The 16,488-nt window shown below is 34.1% G+C and carries 14 protein-coding genes and 1 tRNA gene; 4 read left to right on the top strand and 11 right to left on the bottom strand.

The features are described from left to right. Nucleotides 1–115: 115 nt before the first annotated feature. The gene (locus IWX80_RS10145; protein WP_196853341.1) at nt 116–1,840 is read left to right on the top strand and encodes a tetratricopeptide repeat-containing sensor histidine kinase; all 1,725 of its coding nucleotides are present in this window, start codon (nt 116–118) and stop codon (nt 1,838–1,840) included. Between the two features lie 263 nt (nt 1,841–2,103). Here IWX80_RS10145 and IWX80_RS10140 read toward each other — a convergent pair whose 3' ends face one another. The 6 genes from IWX80_RS10140 to IWX80_RS10115 all read right to left on the bottom strand — a co-directional run bounded on the left by IWX80_RS10140 (nt 2,104) and on the right by IWX80_RS10115 (nt 10,040). Continuing rightward, entirely contained in the window at nt 2,104–3,015 is a 912-nt protein-coding gene (locus tag IWX80_RS10140) for a DUF6268 family outer membrane beta-barrel protein (RefSeq protein WP_196853340.1), read from the bottom strand. 426 nt (nt 3,016–3,441) lie between these two features. Continuing rightward, complete coding sequence (locus IWX80_RS10135) at nt 3,442–4,062, bottom strand: YciE/YciF ferroxidase family protein (protein ID WP_196853339.1); 621 nt, start codon at nt 4,060–4,062, stop codon at nt 3,442–3,444. Nucleotides 4,063–5,124: 1,062 nt separating this feature from the next. Then, complete coding sequence (gene cphA, locus IWX80_RS10130) at nt 5,125–7,749, bottom strand: cyanophycin synthetase (protein ID WP_196853338.1); 2,625 nt, start codon at nt 7,747–7,749, stop codon at nt 5,125–5,127. Between the two features lie 139 nt (nt 7,750–7,888). Further along, entirely contained in the window at nt 7,889–8,620 is a 732-nt protein-coding gene (locus tag IWX80_RS10125) for a DUF72 domain-containing protein (protein ID WP_196853337.1), read from the bottom strand. Between the two features lie 184 nt (nt 8,621–8,804). Next, the gene (locus IWX80_RS10120; RefSeq protein ID WP_196853336.1) at nt 8,805–9,425 is read right to left on the bottom strand and encodes a YciE/YciF ferroxidase family protein; all 621 of its coding nucleotides are present in this window, start codon (nt 9,423–9,425) and stop codon (nt 8,805–8,807) included. A gap of 538 nt (nt 9,426–9,963) precedes the next feature. Continuing rightward, nucleotides 9,964–10,040 (bottom strand) — tRNA-Met (locus tag IWX80_RS10115). Nucleotides 10,041–10,195: 155 nt separating this feature from the next. Here IWX80_RS10115 and IWX80_RS10110 point away from each other — a divergent pair. Both IWX80_RS10110 and IWX80_RS10105 read left to right on the top strand, forming a co-directional pair. Next, nucleotides 10,196–10,588, top strand: coding sequence for an START-like domain-containing protein (locus tag IWX80_RS10110; RefSeq protein ID WP_196853335.1), 393 nt, complete (start codon nt 10,196–10,198; stop codon nt 10,586–10,588). 54 nt (nt 10,589–10,642) lie between these two features. Beyond that, nucleotides 10,643–11,482, top strand: a complete 840-nt coding sequence (locus IWX80_RS10105) for an aminotransferase class IV (protein ID WP_196853334.1) — start codon at nt 10,643–10,645, stop codon at nt 11,480–11,482. Here the strand turns inward: IWX80_RS10105 and IWX80_RS10100 are convergent. The 5 genes from IWX80_RS10100 to IWX80_RS10080 all read right to left on the bottom strand — a co-directional run bounded on the left by IWX80_RS10100 (nt 11,479) and on the right by IWX80_RS10080 (nt 16,049). Continuing rightward, on the bottom strand, nt 11,479–12,039 hold the full coding sequence (locus IWX80_RS10100) for a YqgE/AlgH family protein (RefSeq protein WP_196853333.1): 561 nt from the start codon (nt 12,037–12,039) through the stop codon (nt 11,479–11,481). The two genes, IWX80_RS10105 and IWX80_RS10100, sit on opposite strands and share 4 nt — an antisense overlap. Before the next feature lie 116 nt (nt 12,040–12,155). Continuing rightward, complete coding sequence (locus tag IWX80_RS10095; RefSeq protein WP_073017033.1) at nt 12,156–12,428, bottom strand: HU family DNA-binding protein; 273 nt, start codon at nt 12,426–12,428, stop codon at nt 12,156–12,158. Nucleotides 12,429–12,607: 179 nt separating this feature from the next. Beyond that, nucleotides 12,608–13,555, bottom strand: a complete 948-nt coding sequence (gene fmt, locus IWX80_RS10090) for a methionyl-tRNA formyltransferase (protein ID WP_196853332.1) — start codon at nt 13,553–13,555, stop codon at nt 12,608–12,610. Next, nucleotides 13,555–15,450 carry a RecQ family ATP-dependent DNA helicase gene (locus tag IWX80_RS10085; RefSeq protein WP_196853331.1) on the bottom strand — a complete coding sequence of 632 codons (1,896 nt, stop codon included), beginning with the start codon at nt 15,448–15,450 and terminating at the stop codon, nt 13,555–13,557. The genes fmt and IWX80_RS10085 overlap by 1 nt, the downstream gene beginning before the upstream one ends. Before the next feature lie 59 nt (nt 15,451–15,509). Next, nucleotides 15,510–16,049, bottom strand: a complete 540-nt coding sequence (locus IWX80_RS10080; protein WP_113637921.1) for an AAA family ATPase — start codon at nt 16,047–16,049, stop codon at nt 15,510–15,512. 147 nt (nt 16,050–16,196) lie between these two features. Between IWX80_RS10080 and IWX80_RS10075 the strand changes: the two genes are divergently transcribed. Next, a complete protein-coding gene (locus tag IWX80_RS10075; protein WP_113637919.1) occupies nt 16,197–16,481 on the top strand; it encodes a DUF493 family protein in 285 nt (94 codons plus the stop codon). Nucleotides 16,482–16,488: the final 7 nt, after the last annotated feature.

The raw sequence follows: 16,488 nt of genomic DNA, 5'->3' as shown, positions 1-16,488 counted from the left end.
TAACTCAGGAGCGATGATAATTTTAATGTGGTGACGCCACTATTAAAATAATAGTCGATAATTTAATTTCGGAATATTACTTATAAAGTACTAATTTCGGAAAAAAGTTACAATTATGTATCGTTCCCTAATTTTTGTTTTTTTACTCCTTTTTACTCTTTATTCCTGTACAGAAACTTCAAAGTCTAAAGCCTCAATACCCACTGAAGATACGACAACAACGAATAACGTTGAGGCGAGAAAGTTTTTAGACTTAGGAATGGCAAATTATGCAAATAAAAAATTTGATAGTGCTTTTTATTTTTATAACCGATCCAAAATTTTATACGAGTTAGAAAACGATAGTCTGATGATTGCCTATAATTTAGTTCAAATGGCTGTTATTCAAGAAATTTTTGGTGATTATTTAGGGAGCGAAAAAAACCTAATCGAAGCCTTGCCTTACTCACAAGGGGATTTACTCTATCAAGCATCCGCGTATAACCAGTTGGGGATTTCGTCTAAACAGCTTTCAAATTATGAGGATGCCTTATATTATTATGACAAAGCTAAAAGTATAACGAAGGATACTTTACCTAGAATTACCATTGAAAATAATAAAGCCTCTGTTTATATTCAAAAAAAAGAATTCAACACTTCAATAAAAGTTTTAGAAGCAGTTATAAAGTCGGATGTTTTAGACACCGTTAATGTAACTAAAGCAATAGTTTTAGACAATCTGGGATATTCGTATTATAAAGTGAATCGCAATCAGGAAGGTTCATACTTGATGAATCAGGCATTAACTCTCAGAAAAAAAAATAATGACATCTATGGAATTCTTGGAAGCTATTTGCATCTTTCGGAATATTTTTTAAAAAGAGATTCTAAAAAGTCGAATGAATATGCACTAGCAGCGTACAAAACTACTATGGCTATTGGTAGTATTGACGAGAGACTGGAATCGTTATCTTTTTTGGTTAAAAATAATTTTGAGAAGGGGAATAACAAGTATGCTTTAATGTATATAAAGCTCACTGACAGCATTATTAAAGTCCGAAACAATGCTAAAAATCAATTTGCAAAAATCAAATATGACAGCGACCAAAACAGAGCGGATAATCTAAAATTATCTGCCCAAAAAGCACAAACTACCTTACAATTAGAAAAACAAAAAAATAGTACATTGCTCTTGTATTTTGTAGTATTGCTGTTGGTTTTTCTTTCTGTTTTTATCATTAATTTTTTGAAAACTAAAAGCAAAAGAGAAAAAATCAGAATATCGTACAATACTGAAACACGGATTTCCAAAAAACTTCACGACGAATTGGCAAATGATTTGTACCAGACGATGACTTTTGCAGAAACGCAGGATTTATCTACTGAGAATAATAAAGAAACTCTACTCAATGATTTGGATAGCATTTATTCCAGAACCCGAAATATTTCCAGAGAAAATAGTTCTATTGATATTGGACCTAATTTTGTTCCCAATCTGAAAGAAATGATGTCAAATTACAGTAACGATGCTGTCAATATATTGGTGAATGGTCTGGATGTACTGCAAAATACAGCTTTGGAAACCAATAAAAAAATTACAATATATCGCACTCTTCAGGAATTGCTAGTCAATATGAAAAAGCATAGTCAATGTAGTTTGGTCGTTATTACTTTTAAAAATATCGATAAAAAAATTCAGATAGAATACACGGATAACGGCATTGGGGTTTCACAGGAAAAGATAAATTTAAAAAACGGACTCCTGAATTTAGAAACGCGTGTAAAAGCTATAGATGGAACTCTTGCTTTTGATAATGCGCTCCAGAAAGGATTTAAAGTGAATATCATATTTCCAGTATAATGTTTGTTCCGGTCTAAAATAACGGTACATATAAAAAAAACATACCTAATAAAGCAAACCCATATTTTGTAAACCGAAGTCTCGGAGATTGCATGTGTCTAAAGTTCTAAAAATCAGTGTCCAATCTTGTGAAGCTCCGTTTCTGTTACCCAAGCGATTAATTAAAAGTACGGTTGAAAAAATTAATGAAGAGTAACAGGAACTTAGTTAGCTTTTGATTCTAATTTATATTGCGCACTGAAGCCATATCTGAGTAGTTGGATTTATTTTTTAACGTTGCTCAAATCAAAACGATAAATTGCTTCCAATTTCAAAAGTAGCGTATTTGATTTGTTATCTAAAATAGGAGTTCGGTTATCCCCAAATTTTAACGCTAGAATTTGTAAATCAAGTTTTTGATCTATTGGATACACTCTAAACTGGTTTAAAGAGTAACCCATTTTTAGACGCAAAAGAATTTTTTTGTCCAAAACGCTTCGTTGTACATAAGTTGAAAAATCTATCGAATTATTTTCGACATAGTTAGCACGAACGTTATCAGTGGTTAGTTTGTAACTGTTTCCATGACCCAAAAAATCTACGCCTACTCTTGTTTTATCAGTTAAATTATAATTGATATCTGCATCATTTGGCATAAAGGCATTTATTTCAAAACGTTTATTTGGACTATGATAATAAAAAGTAACGATGGGAACTACGGACATGCCGTAAGCTTCACTACTGCTGTAAAGTCCTAAACCATAACCAAAACTTTCATTTCTTTTATATTTCAACAAAGCTAATCCCCCCAGGTAAATGTCTTCACTGCTTAGATTGATATAATCAGAGGCGACTTTTGGAAGAAAAAGATATATTCCACTCCAATGTTCAGAATGTTTTACACTCAAACCCGCTCTTAAATTTGTAGAGTATAAATGATTATTTTCAGAATCAGGTAACAATTGTAAATTATAGCTACTGAAATTTACACCGGTAACAGCAATATATTTTTCATTTAAAACAATTGGTAAAATAATATTCGTTTGAAATGTAGTTATGTCGGTGTTAATCGATGAATCTTCGAAAGTTGTTTTTTGCGATTTCCCATAATTGATGGAAAACAGATCGATGTATTCTTGTGCATTACATAAAAAAGGCAGTACTAAAAATAACAATAGTATTAATTTTTTTTTCATTTTAGAAAGTTGATAATATTTAAAATATTTAGAAATGTTTTATTTGTTTTTTTTTGACAATCATTTGGAATACTCCTCTTTAAATAAATCTCAGCGCAAATTTAATAGATAAAGTAGTATAGTTTTTACATCGGGGAAATATTAGCTACTATTTTATTTAGATTTCAAGTTGCCTGCGAAAGCATTTCAAAAGCATCTATTTGTTTCAGCTAAGAAGCACTAAATCAATCGCTGCATTTTATTTTTTTATTTGTGATTGAACATAGGCTAGCTTATTTTGACAAACTTGAAAAAAGAAGTTTTCTACAAATATTTTGACCGCAGTTAAGAAAATAAGAATCCGAAAAAATAAAAAAAATACAAGCGAAAAAATCTTTGATTCCTGCACATTTATGTCATTATAAATTCGGGATCGAAAATCTTTATTTATTTACCACTTTCATGCGCAGCATCAACTTTGCTATGGGATACAGCGATTTCCGTTAATTTTACGTCAGCGTTTTTCTCTTCTGCAAGTGTTTTTGCAAGAAGTAAGGCTGCTTTTGTTTTGCCAAGAGTAACTGCATAAACGCGCAAAGTTCCATAAGTAGCTATTTCATAATGCTCCATTTTCTGTGCTGCGGCAATCATTCCTGCATCGCGGACAGGCCCAACTTCCGTTTCCATCATTATTCTATTGGCTTCAGCTAATAGTCCTGTCATTGCATCGCATTTCTTGGCTACAGCTTGAATACCCAATGATTCAAAAATTTGTTCCAAACGGGTTACATGTTCTTCGGTTTCTTTCAAATGTTCTTCAAATGCCTGAATTAACTGAGTGGATGTAGCATTTTTAGCCATTTTGGCCAGTGCTTTTGTCAATGCTTTTTCAGCCCAATAAATATCTTTTAATCCATCTTCCAAAAAATCTCTCAAGTCTTTCGCTGCATCAGGTTTTGCTGTTACCATCACGTCTTTTGGGGTAGTAGCCGATTCCTTAGCTGTTTTTCCTGCCGATTTGTCCGCTGGCCTAACCGCTTTTGCAGATTCGTCTTTTGTCGTTTTCATAACTTCTGATCTTTGAAATTGATTATGTTAATAATTCATGAACAAATTTAAAAATTAGTAAAATCTATTCTGTACACAATTACTTTTATTAGTTGCAAAATTCACAGTCTTGTAAATTTGATTGAAATGACTTGACAGCTATTGTTAACTTTTTGAAGAAAATGAAAAATAATTTAGTTTGAAAATTCCAATGCTATTGAGGATGAAACTTGCTACAACTAATTGAGAAAAAGTTTATTTATGATTTTATCATCTCTTTCAACTAATGAGGGTTTGAAGAAGTATTATTGAAATCCTACACTTTCATTCGTGATTTCAGAAGGTGCTTTGGAAATTAAAATATTTGGCTAAAACTGAAACGGTAAATATGAAAAAACTACATTTCGTCTATACTTTTACTATTTTATATTTGATAATATTTGTATCTCAATTTATGAAATTCCTCACTCCCTTTCCTTACTTGAACAATCTGAGGTTTATATTTTCGAAACATAATTTCAATATAAAACCCTTAAACAATTAATGTTTAAGGGTTTGCTTTAGTAGCGAGACCGAGATTTGAACTCGGGACCTCATGGTTATGAATTTGATATTTTCAACAAATAAATCCATAGTTATATGCTGTTACAGGACTTTAAAATTAAGTATTCGTGTACGGTTAATATTAAAATTTTAAGGTAAATTAATGGAAATTAATTAATATTTATACTCTAATTATGAAGATAATATAAAGTTGTATTTTTATAAATGACCAATAGAAAGAACAACAGTAAAAGGCAAATTTTATTTTTCGACTTTTTACAGCTTAACTTCCTTTTAAGTCAATTTTCTTCATGCGCAATTAACATTGGTTAGGTTTCAAGAATGTTCGTACATGGGTCGAAAATGAAGTAGGAAACGAATCTTCGTTTTATTTTTCACTGCCGATTACTAAACATTAAGATATGACATATATTTTGGGAAGAAGTTCTGGAATTGATATCAGCCTCATTTTTCATAAATAAATTCATTTCGAAACGTTCTTTCTTGCGCATGGGATAACAGTCAATTTCTTTCAGGACACTACACTAAATCAATCACTATATTTTCTTTTTCTATTTGTTGTTGCACATAGGCAAGCGTATTTTGAATGTCATCGACGCAAACAAAAATAAATTCACCGTTTTGCGCATGATCGATTGCATATTGTACGGATTCTATTTCATTTGAAATAATACTTACTTTGATGTTGCTGTCAATTTCCCGAATTCCATCAGAAAGCATCATGCTTAGATCTTCTGATGTTCTTCCTCTATTGTCTCCGTGTCTTATTATTATTTCATCAAACATTTGAGCGGAATAACGGCCAATGTTTTTTATATCCTCCACACGACGGTCGCCAGTGGCTGAAATAATCCCTGTTTTTTTTGTGGCGTCAACTTGCTCCATGAACTTTTGCATCTGAACGTATCCGTCTGTATTATGAACGTAGTCAATCATTAATCGGAAATTTTTAAACTCGAAAACATTCATTCTGCCAGGAGTTAATGTGGGCGAAGGGATAAATGAGTTAAGTCCAGCCGTAATAGTTTCGGTAGGAAAATTACTTATCGAAGCCGCTAATAATGCAGGCAAAACATTTTTAATCATAAACTCGCAGGTCCCAGAAAAGGTTAGAGGCACTTCATTAACTGCTGCTATTTTCGTTTTCGATTCTCCTTTACTTATTACAAAATAATTATCTTCAATAAAAGCAGCTAATCCGCCTTCACTGCAATGTTTTTTTATCCGTTCATTATTGGCATGCATGCTGAACAATGCAATATTACATTCCAGATTATTTTTCATTTGATAAACCAAATCGTCATCCGCATTCAGAATCGCAGTTCCGGTTTCAAAGGTACTTTGCGCTACCACTGCTTTTACCCGTGCTAATTGTTCAATGGTGTCAATATCATTTAATCCTAAATGATCCTCAGTAACATTGGTTACCACACTGATGTTGCATTTATCAAAACCTAAGCCGGATCTGAGTATTCCGCCTCTGGCACATTCGAGCACTGCAAAATCAACAAGCGGATCACGAAGCACGGTAGCAGAACCGCCGGGTCCGCTGCAGTCTCCAAAACGAATTGTGGTTCCATCGATATAAATTCCATCTGTTGTTGTATATCCTGTATGATGTCCTGCGGCTTGAGCCAAATGAGCAATAAGACGTGTAACCGTAGTTTTCCCATTGGTACCTGAAACAGCAACAACCGGAATCCGACCGTTGGCATTATTAGGGAAAAGCATATTTACTAAAGGCTTAGCCACATTTCTTGCCATTCCTTCAGTAGGGGAAAGGTGCATTCTCAAACCGGGACCTGCGTTTACTTCGATCACAGCTCCGTTTTTTTCGGTGATGGGAATAGTGACATCTTCTGCCATAATATCGATACCACAAATGTCTAAATTCATCAGACGCGCAATGCGTTCTGCTATAAAAACATTCAGCGGATGCACCAAATCCGTGACATCTGTTGCAGTTCCGCCCGAGCTTAAGTTGGCAGTATCTTTTAAAAATAAAATTTCTCCAAGTGGTAAAACCGAATCCAATCTAAGTTCTTTTGCCGCCAAAATGGATAATGTTGCCGCATCAATTGCTATTTTGGTGAGTACTTTTTGGTGACCTTCACCTCTGTTTGGATCAGTATTCGTTTCATGAATCAGTTCCTCAATAGTTGCTATGCCATTGCCTGTCACTAAAGCTGGCGTTCGTTTCGCTACTGCCGCCAGTTTGTAATTGATAACCAAAAAACGATAATCATTACCTGATATAAAACGCTCGATTATTACATCTTCGGAAATTTTTTGAGCATCATAAAAACCATTTTGTGCCTGTTCTAGAGTTGTTATTTGTGTTGTAATTCCTCTGCCGTGGTTGCCATTCACCGGCTTAGTCACCAGTGGAAATCCAATTTTCTTTAAAGCTTCTTCCAGTTCAGTGATCTTATCGATTAGCAAACCTTTAGGTACGGGAATGTAAGATCGGGATAATAGGTCGCGGGTAGCATTTTTATTAGAAGCCATATCAACTGCTATGCTACTTGTAGTTGATGCAATGGATGCGCGGATAATTTTTTGATTGCAACCTTGTCCCAACATCAACAGAGAATCATCATTTAATCTGGTGTAAGGAATATTTCTGCTTTCTGCTTCGTTTACAATGGCAAACGTACTTGGTCCCAATTTTTCTCTGTTGTACAGGCTTTGCAATTCTTGTATTGCAGTGTCCACATTATATTCTAATCCAGCCAACAGTTTTTCTACTAAATCAACGGCAGCTTTGGCAGCATATTTTCCAGCTCTTTCAGTATTATAGGAGAAAATAACATGATAAATACCCTTTACATTGGTAGAGCGCGTTTGTCCGAAACCACATTCCATTCCCGCAAGACTTTGCAATTCAAGCGCAATATGCTCTACGACATGTCCGACTAATGTTCCTTTTTTTACACGCTCCAGAAAACTGTTTTCAACTCCTTCGGAACATTGACGATTTTTTAAAGACGGCAACAGTTGTTCCAGAGCTTCGCAAAAACCTTCAATAGTGTTAGTTAGCTTTTGCTCCCAATCTCCAATGTCAAGTTTCATGACAATAAGTTTTTTCCTTTTATTAGACCAGTAATTGGCCCCTCGCATCACCTTAATTTCTATTATTTTCATTGTCTTTTACTATTTTTTAAAACGTATTATGTTATTATTTAAATCCATTGGCACTAAAATTATCTACTTTCAAATACCCTAAAAAAAGAATTTGATTCCATCTTAGGAGCAACTTGGCACAAAGTATATAAATTGAAAGTTAAGATTTAAAAAGTGTCTTTAATTCCTGTGCATTTAAAACTCCGGCTTCGCTTGCGGTATTATTGAAGTATATAAATACTTGTTCGAATAAGTTTTTGTCAATAATAGCTTCATGAAGCTTTAATAAATCTGTTTGGCTGTATTCAGAATAAAACATTTTAGGAATTCCGTGAAGCCGAACGTAGCCGACAGATGACGTGGCAATAATGTCGGTTGGCATTGTCGGATGACTGACGCTGCAAAAGCTAATATTATTTTTTGCCAATTGGTCATACACCTCTCGTGACCACCAGCTTTGGTGTCGGAATTCAATCGCTGTTTTAAAATCTGGATTCATAGATTCTATTACAAGATCAAGTTTTTCAGGGCTGTAATGAAAACTTGGAGGCAGCTGGAATAGGATGCAACCCAATTTGTCGTTGAGTCCTTGTTTGCAAAGCGAAAAGAATTCCTCTATTTCGGGTTTGCAGTCCGCGAATTTTTTGATATGCGTTATCAGTTTTGGTGCTTTAACGGAATAGATAAAACCATCCGGGCTTTTTTTATACCAATTTGTAAGGATTCGCAAGGTTGGGAATTTATAAAATGTAGCATTTATTTCAAAGGTGTTGAAATGCGTGCAATAATATTCAAACCATTTGGAAGATGGAATGTCTTCAGGATAAAAGACATTCTTCCATTTGGCGTTATAAAAAGAAGAACAACCGATATGTATATTTGTAACAGACATAAAAATAAGAATTAGATTTATGAAAAGGAAGGCTTAAATTTATGCAAGTACACAGCAGAAAAGTCTTCGCCAGTTATTCTGCTTATGGCGAAAAAGGAAATTTTTCTAAAAAAATAAAAATACAAGCGCCCAAATGATTTATTTGGGCGCATTGTAACACGATAAAATTCGTGATTTAGCATTTTTATTTGTGTCCTTCATGCGCAGCATCAACGTTGATATGGGCCATAGCGATTTCGGTTAGCTTTACGTCAGCGTTTTTCTCTTCTTCAAGTGTTTTTGCAAGAAGCAGTGCAGCTTTAGTTTCACCAAGTGTAACTGCATAAACGCGCAGCGTACCATAGGTGGCTATTTCATAATGCTCTACTTTTTGCGCTGCGGCAATCATTGCTGCATCACGCACATCTCCAACTTTAGTTTCTTCGATTATTCCGGCCGCCTCATCCAATAATCCTGCCATTGCATCGCATTTCTTGCCTGTCGCTTTAAGTCCCAGTGATTCGAATACTTTTTCTAAACGAGTAACGTGTTCTTCGGTCTCTTTCAAATGATGCTCGAATGCATGAATTAATTGCGAAGAAGTTGCGTTTTTGGCCATTTTTGGAAGTGCTTTTGTTAAAGCTTTTTCTGCCCAGTAAATGTCTTTTAGTCCGTCTTCAAAAAAATCTTTCAAATCCTTCGCTGCATCAGGTTTTGCTTTTACAACTCCTTTTTTTGATTCAGCCGCTGGTTTTTTAGCTGTTGCTACGGTCGTTTTTTTTGTCGGCTTTACCGCTTTTGTAGATTCGTCTTTTGTCGTTTTCATAACTTTTGATTTTAGAAATTGATTATGTTATTAACTGAAAAACAAATTTAAAAATTAGTAAAATCTGTTCTCTACACAATTACTTTTATTAGTTGTAAAATTCACAGTCTTTTAAATTTGATTGACAAGACTTTATAGCTATTGTTAACTTTTTGAAGAGAATAAAAAATGACTTAATTTATAAATCCCAATGCTATGGAAGATGAAACTTACCATAAATCTATTAGAAAAAGTTTATTTATGATTTTGTCATCTCTTTCAACTAATGAGGGTTTGAAGAAGTATTATTTAAATTCAATACTTTCATCAGTGATTTTAGAAGGTGCTTTGGGAATTAAAATAGTGTATTGAACAGAAAAAGTATACATGAAAAACTACTTTTTATTTATACCGTTTCCATTTGATGTTAGATAAAAAATATAACTCAATTTATAAAATCCCTCACTCCCTTTCCTCACTTGAGCGTTTTAAAGTCGGTATTTTTAAAACATAATTATAATAAAAAACCCTTAAACAGTTAATGTTTAAGGGTTTGTCTTGGTAGCGAGACCGAGATTTGAACTCGGGACCTCAGGGTTATGAATCCTGCGCTCTAACCGACTGAGCTATCTCGCCATGATTGAGGGTGGATAACCATCCCTGAATGCGGGTGCAAATATAAAAATAATAATACAGCTTGCAAGTATATTTTGAAGAAAAAAAAATATTTTTAAAAACACTTTTTTTATGTAGTTATATTCTATATATTTCCGAAAAATTAAATGTAGCTCATGGATCAAAAAGTACGTTACGAAATCGAATTCCCCATCAATTCCTCTCCTCAATTGTTATATCAATACATATCGACACCATCAGGTTTATCTGAGTGGTTTGCCGATAATGTCAATTCTCGTGGTGAATTTTTTACTTTTATTTGGAATGACTCCGAAGAAAAAGCGAGACTGGCCTCTAAGAAAACAGGTGAGAAAGTGAAATTTAAGTGGGTTGACGAGAATAGTAAAGACACCGAGTACTTTTTTGAATTACATATTTTAGTTGATGAGCTTACCAAAGACGTTTCGTTAATGGTTGTGGATTTTGCTGTTAAAGATGAGATTGACGAAGCTACATTATTGTGGGAAAACCAAATCTCTGACTTGAAACATCTGATTGGTTCTGTATAGAAAATCATATTTTATGACTTATATTTGCCCTGAATAAAATTTAGGGCTTTTTTTATGATTAATTTTAATGGAACTATAGTGTCTCAGGATGCCAATATATTGACTCAAAACCGTGCTTTTCTCTATGGAGACGGAGTTTTTGAAACAGTTAAAATAATAAACAATAAAATTCTTTTCCTGGAAGATCATTATTTTAGGCTAATGTCTTCCATGCGTGTAGTCCGAATGGAAATCCCCATGAATTTCACAATGGAATACCTAGAGGAACAAATCCTTTCTTTGGTTAATAAATCTGCATTAGCTGAGTCCTCAAGGGCCCGAATTACAGTTTACAGGAATGATGGCGGTTATTATTTGCCACAAAGTAATACGGTCTCTTTTTTAATTCATGCTATAGCGCTCGAAAACACCTTGTATTCATTCGAAAAGAAAGAGTATGAAGTAGATTTATACAAAGACTTCTATGTGACAAAACAATTGTTGTCGTCTATTAAAACGACTAATAAAATCATAAATATAACGGGAAGTATTTTTGCGAGTGAAAATGGCTTAGACAATTGTTTATTGCTAAATGACAGCAAGAATGTAGTTGAAGCATTACAAGGAAATATCTTTATGCTGTTGGGTAATAAATTGATTACTCCGCCAGTTTCTGAAGGATGCTTGAACGGTGTTATGAGAAAGCAAATTTTAAGTTTAGCTAAAAAAATAGAAAATTTAGAGGTCGTAGAAGAAGTGATTTCTCCGTTTGACCTTCAAAAGGCAGATGAGTTATTTTTGACCAATGTTATCAAAGGAATTCAACCTATAACCCAGTATCGTAAAAAAACTTTTGGCACGAACGTATCCGTTCAACTATTGGATAAACTTAACGAAATGATAAGTAGTACTTAGTTTAAATACGGGTTTTCCGGAGCATTGGACCATATTAGATATTCTCCGCCTAACTCCATGATTTGTTCTTTCCAGAAATGAGTTGCTGATTTACCAATTATTTTGTTTTCGTAGCTATTGGCAGTAATAATCCATGAATGGCTTTTCATTTCACTTTCTAACTGATTTTCATGCCAGCCTGTATATCCTAAAAAGAATCGGATATTGTCTTTGCTTATTTCTCCTTTATTGATGAGTTCTTTGGTAGATTCAAAATCACCACCCCAATAAATTCCATTGGATATCTCAATGCTATTGGGAATCAGGTCTGGAATATTATGAATGAAATAAAGGTTGTCTTGTTCCACAGGACCGCCGTTATAGATCTTAAATCGTGCATCTACATCCGGTATCAAGTCGTGGATTGTATATTTCAAAGGTTTATTAATTATAAAACCAACGGATCCTTCTTCGTTATAGTCAGCTAATAAAATTACCGATCTATTGAATGATAAATCTCCAATTATCGTAGGCTCTGCAATAAGCAAATATCCTTTTTTTAGTTTATCTGTAATCATTGGATTGGATTTTTTATTAAATTTAAGTTTTTTATTATAAGAGTGCCAAATAAAATCGTTGAAACGCATAAAAAAACCTTCCAGAAGGAAGGTTTTGATTATATAGGTTAACTAAATTAGTTTACCGCACCTTCTAATTCTGCACCTGCTTTAAATTTTACTACATTTTTAGCAGCAATTTGGATAGTTTTTCCTGTTTGAGGATTTCTACCGTCTCTTGCAGCTCTAGCAGAAACAGACCATGATCCGAAACCTACTAAAGATACTCTTCCACCTTTTTTCAAAGTACCTCCTACGTTTCCTAAAAATGACTCTAAAGCTAATTTTGCAGCAGCTTTTGTGATTCCTGCATCAGCAGCGATAGCATCGATTAATTCTGATTTGTTCATAATAAATAGTTATTAATTGTTGGTTATTAAAAATTGTTAATACACAAATTTAGTAGGAAATACGTTCCTTGCAAGCGTTTCATGTTAATTTACTTCGTTTTGTTAATAACTTATTTTTTTTGTTGATAAATCAATGGTTATTTCTGATTAAAGTTAAGAAACACCCGTTATTGTTGGTGTTAATGGACTTTCGCCTCCGCTGAAAATGTAATCCCATTCAATAATTCTGATGTACTCATTTTCTTTTTGCCCGGAAACTGCAAATTGAGTATTTGGATGAAACCATTTCTTACCGCGATTTTCATTTCTTTTTTGGTACAAATTAAACTTCCGATAGCATAATTATGATCCTCGGAAATTATTTTGGCTTCATATATTTTTACATTCCATTCTTCATTTTTGTCTTCAAAGAAACACCAAGCCGCTGGATAAGGACTCAAACCTCGAATCAGATTGTTTATTTCCTGAGCTGATTTTGTCCAATCTATTTTACAATTCTCTTTGTTGAGTTTGTAAGCTGTTTTGATATCAGCGGTATCTTTTTGAATAACTGTCGACACATTTCCTGTTTCAATCATTTCCAAAGTGTCAATAACGGTCTTGCTTCCTAATTCCATTAATCGGTCGTGTAAATGTCCTGCATTTTCGGTTTCATCAATAGGAATTTCCGAATTTAAAATCATCGCCCCAGTATCAATTTTATCATCGATAAAAAAAGTGGTGACACCTGTCTTAGTTTCTCCATTGATTATTGCCCAATTTATCGGTGCGGCTCCGCGATAATTTGGCAGGAGTGAAGCATGAAGATTAAAAGTTCCTAAGGATGGCATTTCCCAAACAACTTTTGGCAACATTCTAAACGCAACTACAATTTGTAAATTAGCATTCAGTGCTTTTAATTCAGCCAAAAAAGTTTCGTCTTTTAAGTTCAAAGGCTGTAATAAAGTTAGATTATGAGCCAGCGCGTATTCCTTTACTGCAGAATACTTTAATTTTTGTCCTCGGCCTGCTGGTTTGTCCGCAGCAGTTATGACACCTACAACCTCATAGTTGTTTTTGATTATTGTGTCTAATATTCCCACTGCAAATTCGGGCGTACCCATAAAAACAATTCGTAATTTTTCCATTATGATCGTAAAGTATATTTGTTATTTGGTTTAACCAAAATTGTGTTGTTTTCTAATAAATCCTGAAGTACTCCAATAACTTCGTCCGGACTATTTTTAGTTTTATTTTGAATGTCTCTTGAATTTAGATCTTCGGCTTGTAATAGAGCAATTATTGCTGTAGAAAGCAGCGATACATCTTTCTTCTTTATTTTCTTGGTAATGCAAAACGAACAAATGCCGCAATCTATGGTTGTTTTTTCTCCAAAATGATTTAGAATCAACTTGTTTTTGCACACTTTTTTCTCACTGATGTAGTGAATTACGGATTGAAGCTGCTCTTTTTTTAACTGATTTTGTTTCTCTAAATGTTTCGAAACCCGATTGATTGTTCTGTCATCTTCCCGGACTTCATTGAAAATTAATGTGGCGTCATTATTTTTCGAATGATAATCTATAATTTCTTTTTCTTTTAATTTATGTAAAACTGCTTGGATTTCAGTTTCCTTATGATTTGATTTTTTGGCAATCAGCTGCAGATTGAATGCGGTTTGCATTTCGTAAATTCCCGGATACGTGCGTAAAATAGCTAAAATAATTTCCTCGTCGTTTGGATTTAAACTCATATACCGAATCACTTCTTTGGAAGGAATTAGAAATTGCAGCGTAATTTTTTCTGAAAATTCTTGGGACAGACTGATGATTCCTTGTCGGTCCAGGAATTGCATTGCGTTGTACGTTTTCAGTGTTGGGAATTCATATTTTAAACAAAAATGATGCAAATTGAAATTGAACTGTTCATTGATTCCTTCTCCGTAAGCGATTTGGAAATAGTTGCAGAGCTTGACATACATGAGATTCAAAAACTTTTTATCGGGAAGAATATTGATAAATTGGCTTTGAGCCTGAATAACATCAGAAGGACTGGTCAATAAAACAGCAAAGGCTCTTTCTCCATTTCTTCCTGCACGTCCAGCTTCCTGATAATAATTTTCCATGTTTTCCGGAAGCTGAATGTGAATTACTGTTTTTACATTGGCTTTGTCAATTCCCATACCAAAGGCATTCGTAGCCACAATAACCTGTACTTCTTCGTTCATCCAGGATTGCATGTTTTTGTCTTTTTCTTTGGACGAAAGCCCACCGTGATAATAAGTAGCTTTAAATCCTAAGGAATTTAATTGCGAGGAAATATCCAGACACGATTTTCTGTTTCGCACATATATTATGGAAGGTTGTGGGTTTTTCTTGAGAATTTGTTCTATTCTGAAAAGTTTATCCTCGACCTCAAAAATCATGTAAGCAATATTTTCCCTGGCGAATGATTTTTCGAAAACTTGTGGTTTATGTAGCCCCAACTCATTGATAATATCTTCTTTGACTCTTGGCGTCGCAGTAGCTGTCAAGGCTAAAAATGGTACTGTTGGAAAATGCTTTTTTAATTCCGAAATTTTTAAATAAGCTGGTCGGAAATCATGTCCCCATTGTGAGACGCAGTGCGCTTCATCTATGGTGATTAAATTGATGGGGAGATTTTTTATTCGTTCCAAAATCCAATCGGATTGAAGACGTTCTGGTGATAAATAAAGGAATTTATAATTTCCGAATTGGCAATTGTCAAGTAAATCGATCATTTCCTCGGATCGAATTCCGCCTGTCAACGCGATGGCTTTGATGTTTCGCTTTTGCAAATTGGCTACTTGATCTTTCATCAGTGCTACCAAAGGTGAGACGACGAGGCAAATGCCTTTGTTCATCATAGCCGGGATTTGGAAACAAACTGATTTTCCGCCACCGGTTGGCATCAATGCAAAAGTGTCATGTCCGCTTAAAACTGAATCGATAATTTCCTTTTGCAGCGACCTGAATTTGTCGTGCTTCCAATATTTTTGAAGAATAGCTACTGCTTCTTGCATAAAGTATAGATTTCATTTCATTGAAAAACAGTCCAAAGCTTAAATCTTAAACCTGCAGACTATTTAGAAATTTCATCTAAGATAAAAAGAATTCTGTTATCCATCGTGTCTTTTGGAACTTCTATAAGTTCGTAACCGTAACTTTGATAGGTTTCCGTAAGATGATTGTAGATAAGTTTAGCTTGTTCGAAGTTTTCGTAACGTTCGTGATCGCTGACGTAAATTTCTTCCCAAGGCGGAAGAATGAATATTTTTGAATAGGTATGTTCACGGCAAGCGGCATCAAAAGTAGCAGGATAACTATCGCCAATGTAATGCATGTAAGCCAAAACATCCGGAATTCCTCTATCGATAAATACAACTTCATGCGGCTCTTTTGAAGCATTTTGAAATTGTTTCTTTCTTCCTTCAAGAAGTAATTCGCTGAATAACAAAGGTTTTTCAAGGAACAATTGCTCGATTCCTTGTTTTTTTGCTTCCAAAGTCACCTCCCGTGAAATTTCGGGATAACAACAATGTCCTTTAGCGACCAATCCGTCGATAATAGTGGTTTTACCTGTTCCTGGACCGCCAATGATAACTATGATTTCTTTTTGCACTTTTAAAAAATAAGGGGCAAATTTACTTAAACTTATTGGGATTTGAAAAAATCATTGCGGTTAAAATGCGATTAGACAAAAAATCATAATTCAAAATTCATAATTTACGTTCTAAACCGTATATTTGCCTTTATTTTTAAAAAGAAAATGGATAAGAAGACTGAAGAATTTTATGATAGATTAAAAGTAGAATTGGACTTGAGCAATACATGGCCAGCAGAATACTTATTTAAATTTATTGTACCAACAGAAAGTGATAATATAGAACGAGTGCAGTTGGCATTTGACTGTATGGGCGCAGTTATCAAAACTACAAAATCCAAAACAGGAAAATTTACCAGCATATCTGTTGATGTTACTATGAAAGATTCACAAGAAATAGTAGATAAATACCTGGAAGTTTCTACAATAGAAGGTATTATTTCCCTTTAATTACAAC

It is taken from the genome of Flavobacterium sp. CAN_S2 (assembly GCF_015752255.1).
Classification (GTDB): Bacteria; Bacteroidota; Bacteroidia; order Flavobacteriales; family Flavobacteriaceae; genus Flavobacterium.
The sequence above is the reverse complement of the archived record's forward strand: the minus strand, read 5'-3'. Positions and strand labels throughout refer to the sequence as shown.

Coding starts and splice junctions, on each gene's coding strand:
- IWX80_RS10135 (WP_196853339.1), bottom strand. CDS start 4,062: ATGAAAACGACAAAAGACGAATCTGCAAAAGCGGTTAGGCCAGCGGAC.
- IWX80_RS10110 (WP_196853335.1), top strand. CDS start 10,196: ATGGATCAAAAAGTACGTTACGAAATCGAATTCCCCATCAATTCCTCT.
- IWX80_RS10075 (WP_113637919.1), top strand. CDS start 16,197: ATGGATAAGAAGACTGAAGAATTTTATGATAGATTAAAAGTAGAATTG.
- IWX80_RS10095 (WP_073017033.1), bottom strand. CDS start 12,428: ATGAACAAATCAGAATTAATCGATGCTATCGCTGCTGATGCAGGAATC.
- fmt (WP_196853332.1), bottom strand. CDS start 13,555: ATGGAAAAATTACGAATTGTTTTTATGGGTACGCCCGAATTTGCAGTG.
- IWX80_RS10120 (WP_196853336.1), bottom strand. CDS start 9,425: ATGAAAACGACAAAAGACGAATCTACAAAAGCGGTAAAGCCGACAAAA.
- IWX80_RS10085 (WP_196853331.1), bottom strand. CDS start 15,450: ATGCAAGAAGCAGTAGCTATTCTTCAAAAATATTGGAAGCACGACAAA.
- cphA (WP_196853338.1), bottom strand. CDS start 7,749: ATGAAAATAATAGAAATTAAGGTGATGCGAGGGGCCAATTACTGGTCT.
- IWX80_RS10125 (WP_196853337.1), bottom strand. CDS start 8,620: ATGTCTGTTACAAATATACATATCGGTTGTTCTTCTTTTTATAACGCC.
- IWX80_RS10145 (WP_196853341.1), top strand. CDS start 116: ATGTATCGTTCCCTAATTTTTGTTTTTTTACTCCTTTTTACTCTTTAT.
- IWX80_RS10105 (WP_196853334.1), top strand. CDS start 10,643: ATGATTAATTTTAATGGAACTATAGTGTCTCAGGATGCCAATATATTG.
- IWX80_RS10140 (WP_196853340.1), bottom strand. CDS start 3,015: ATGAAAAAAAAATTAATACTATTGTTATTTTTAGTACTGCCTTTTTTA.
- IWX80_RS10100 (WP_196853333.1), bottom strand. CDS start 12,039: ATGATTACAGATAAACTAAAAAAAGGATATTTGCTTATTGCAGAGCCT.